The following is a 3,783-nucleotide window of genomic DNA, read 5'->3' as shown; positions in this document are numbered from 1 at the left end:
CACCACGCTGATCCTCGGCACCGCGTGGATCACCTGCGTCACCGTCGGCGTGCAGTTCGGTGACACCCCGGTCGCCGCCAAGATCGACGCCGAGCTGATCGACAACCGCGTCCAGCAGGTGCGGGCGGGCCTCCAGGACGCCCGTGTCTTCCAGCAGCAGGCCGCCGTCGACGCCTTCGCCCACACGCCGCCCGACCAGTTGCTCACCGGGCTGCGCGGCAAGGACGTGCTGTTCACCTTCATCGAGAGCTACGGCCGTACGGCGATCGAGGACCCGGCGATGGCCCCGCGGATCGGCGAGGTCCTCGAGGAGGGCACGGCCGGCCTCCAGACGGCCGGGTTCGAGTCGCGCAGCGGCTGGCTCAGGTCCCCGGTGACGGGGGCCGGCAGCTGGCTGGCCCACTCCACGTTCCTGTCCGGCCTGTGGATCAAGAACCAGCAGCGCTACCGGAAACTGACGTCCAGCGACCGTATGACCCTGACCCGCTACTTCCGCAAGACGGGCGCATGGGACACGGTCGGCATCGTGCCGGGAGTGCGCCGGGCCTGGCCGGAGGGCAGGTTCTTCGGCCTCGACCACATCTACGACTCCGAGCACCTCGGCTACCACGGCCCGTACTTCAGCTGGACCCCCGTGCCCGACCAGTTCAGCCTGGAGGCCTTCCAGCGGCTCGAGTTCGGCAAGAAGGACCGGGGCCCGATGATGGCGGAGATCATCCTGGCCTCCAGCCACAACCCCTGGGCGCCGGTCGCCCACATGATCGACTGGAACGGCCTGGGCGACGGTTCGGTCTTCGAGCGGATCAAGGAGGAGGGCAAGGACCCCAAGGAGGTCTGGAAGAACGCGGAGAGCGTCCGCACCGAATACCGCAACGCCATCGAGTACTCGCTGCGCAGCCTGACCGAGTTCGTCGAGCGCTACGGCGACGAGAACACGGTCCTGGTCTTCCTCGGCGACCACCAGCCGGTGCCGACGGTCACCGCCGGCAGCACCAGCCGCGAGGTGCCGGTCGCGATCGTGGCCCACGACCCGAAGGTCCTGGACCGGGTCTCGGACTGGGGCTGGACGCAGGGCCTGAAGCCGGCGAAGGACGCTCCCGTCTGGGCGATGGACAAGTTCCGCGACCGTTTCATGACGGCCTACGGCCCGAAGGCCGGCTGACGCCCCTCACCGGTCCAGGAAGGCGATGACCCGGCCTACGAACCACTCCGGGTCGTCCAGGAACGGATAGTGCGCGGCGCCCGGCTGGACCGCGAGCTCCCCGTTCGGAAAGGCGTCGGCGGTGCGGCGGGCGAGGCCGGGGCGGGGACCGCCGTCGAGTTCGCCCGCGTGCACCAGGACCGGCGCGGTCAGACCGGCGAGCGCGGCCCGGGTCGCGTCCGGGTCGAAGGCGCCGTCCGAGAAGTAGCGGCCCTCCGCCTCCTCGTTCGTCTGTTCCTCGGTGGCCGCGTCATGGGCCTGCGCCGCGGCGTCCCAGCGGCCGTAGAAGAAGGGGGCGAGGGCCGGGTCGAAGCCGGCCCGCCCCGTCAGCCAGGCCTCCAGCGCCGGGAACCCCTTCTCGAACCATGGCTCGTGCGCCCGCAGCCGGGCGGCCGCCAGCCGGTCCTCGACGGTGGTCCGCATACCGAGGGCCGACGGATTGGGGGTGATCAGCGCGAGCCGCCGCACCCGCCCCGGGTACCGCGCCGCGTAGAGGATCGCCAGGCTCCCGGCCGCCGAGTGCGCGAGCAGATCCATGTGCTCCAGCCCCATGTGGACGCGCAACGCCTCCACGTCGTCGACCATGTGGTCGCAGCGGTACGTCGCCGAGTCCGCCGGCACCGCGGAGTCGCCGGTCCCCCTCAGGTCGAGCAGGACCAGCCGCCGATGGACGTCCAGCCCGCCCAGGCCTGCCAGGTAGACGGAGGCCCGCATCGGCCCTCCGGGCAGGACGACCAGGGGTTCGCCCTCGCCGCGCAGGTGGTAGGCGAGCTCGGTTCCGTCGGGTGCGGTGAAGGTCGGCATGCCGTCGATCATCGGCGCGGACCGGGCCCTGCCGCAACGGAGTTCCCCTCGGTCCCGGCCCGGGATGAATTCCGTGGCGGGATCCTCCGGGTCACGGACCTGCGTCCGCGCTAGCCCCGGCCGCTGAACCGGTCCCGCAGCTCCCGCTTGAGGATCTTGCCGCTCGCGTTGCGCGGCAGCTCGTCCACGAACAGCACCTGCTTGGGCGCTTTGAAGGGAGCGAGCTTCTCGCGCGCGTGGGCGATCAGTTCGGCCTCGGTCACCTCACCTCGCGGCACGACCACCGCGGTGACGGCCTCGATCCACCGTTCGTCGGGCAGGCCGATCACGGCGGCCTCGGCCACGCCCTCGTGGGTGTACAGGGCGTCCTCGACCTGCCGTGAGGCGATCAGCACGCCACCGGAGTTGATGACGTCCTTGACCCGGTCGACGATCGTGAAGTAGCCGTGTTCGTCCCGCACGGCGAGGTCGCCGGAGTGGAACCAGCCGTCGCGGAAGGCGGCGGCGGTCTCGTCGGGCTTGTCCCAGTAGCCCTCGCACAGCTGCGGTGAGCGGTAGACGATCTCACCCGGCGTGCCGTCGGGCACGTCCTCGTCGTCCTCGTCGACCAGACGCGCGTCCACGAACAGCACGGTGCGGCCGCAGGAGTCCATTCGGCCCTTGTGCTCGTCGGGGCCGAGCACGGTGGCCAGCGGGCCGATCTCGCTCTGGCCGAAGCAGTTGTAGAAGGCGAGCCCCGGCAGCCGTTCACGCAGCCGCTCCAGGACGGGCACGGGCATGATCGACGCCCCGTAGTAGGCCTTGCGCAGGCCGCTCAGGTCCCGGCTCGCGAAGTCGGGCCGGTTGGAGAGACCGATCCAGACGGTGGGCGGTGCGAACAGGCTGTCCACGCGGCCGGCCTCGACCAGGTCGAAGAGCGTGTCCCCGTCCGGCGCGTCGAGGATGACGCTGGTCGCGCCGACCGCGATGTACGGCAGCAGGAACACGTGCATCTGGGCCGAGTGGTACAGCGGCAGCGCGTGCACCGGCCGGTCGCCCGCGCTCAGGTCGAGGGCGGTGATGGCGCTCAGGTACTCGTGCACCAGGGACCGGTGCGTCATCATCGCGCCCTTGGGCAGGGCGGTGGTGCCGGAGGTGTACAGCAGCTGCACCAGGTCCTCGGTGCGCGGTTCGGGACCGTCGTACGGCGCTGCCGTGGCGAGCCTGGCGAGGAGCGAGTCATCGGCGTCGCGCAGCGGCAACACCCTTACTCCGGCGGGCAGTCGGCCGGAGAGGTCCGGGTCTGCCAGCACCAGCGAGCTGCCCGACTGGCCCACGATGTAGGCCAGGTCGTCGCCGGTGAGGTTCTGGTTCACGGGCACGTGCACGAGGCCCGCGCGGGCGCAGGCCAGGAACGCGATCAGATAGGCGTCGGAGTTGTGGCCGTACGAACCGACCCGGTCGCCGGGTTCCAGGCCCTGCGCGAGGAGCACGGCCGCCGCGCGCGAGACGGCGTCGTCGAGTTCCTGGTACGTCCAGCTGCGCTCGCGGTACTCCACCGCGACGCGCGCGGGCGTGCGCCGGGCGCTGCGCCGCAGTACTCCGTCAACCGTGCTGCCGTGTCCCTGCGTCATGGCACATGATCCTCGGTCCGCTCGAGAGACAGGTCAAGAACCGGGGGTCATGACACGTCCCGCTGTACGCTCAACCGCTCCTTCCCTCAATGACGTTGGGAGGCACGATGCGCACAGGACCGGTACGGCTCCTGGTCACCGCCGTCGCCCTGCTCACCGCGGCGG

Annotated in this window: 2 protein-coding genes and 1 pseudogene; 1 reads left to right on the top strand and 2 read right to left on the bottom strand. The window is 71.0% G+C overall.

The window, feature by feature from the left end; translation table 11 throughout:
• Positions 1 to 1,162, top strand: a pseudogene (locus ACFW2E_RS43110) (sulfatase); the annotation flags it as partial.
• A 6-nt stretch (positions 1,163 to 1,168) separates the two neighbouring features.
• Here ACFW2E_RS43110 and ACFW2E_RS43105 read toward each other — a convergent pair.
• Entirely contained in the window at positions 1,169 to 2,005 is an 837-nt protein-coding gene (locus ACFW2E_RS43105) for an alpha/beta fold hydrolase (RefSeq protein WP_384476534.1), read from the bottom strand.
• Between the two features lie 110 nt (positions 2,006 to 2,115).
• Positions 2,116 to 3,618 carry an acyl-CoA synthetase gene (locus ACFW2E_RS43100; protein WP_384476531.1) on the bottom strand — a complete coding sequence of 501 codons (1,503 nt, stop codon included), beginning with the start codon at positions 3,616 to 3,618 and terminating at the stop codon, positions 2,116 to 2,118.
• Between the last annotated feature and the right edge of the window lie 165 nt (positions 3,619 to 3,783).

Origin of the sequence: Streptomyces sp. NPDC058964 (assembly GCF_042741275.1) — a bacterium.
Lineage (GTDB): Bacteria > Actinomycetota > Actinomycetes > Streptomycetales > Streptomycetaceae > Streptomyces.
The sequence above is the reverse complement of the archived record's forward strand: the minus strand, read 5'-3'. Positions and strand labels throughout refer to the sequence as shown.

Coding starts and splice junctions, on each gene's coding strand:
- ACFW2E_RS43100 (WP_384476531.1), bottom strand. CDS start 3,618: ATGACGCAGGGACACGGCAGCACGGTTGACGGAGTACTGCGGCGCAGC.
- ACFW2E_RS43105 (WP_384476534.1), bottom strand. CDS start 2,005: ATGCCGACCTTCACCGCACCCGACGGAACCGAGCTCGCCTACCACCTG.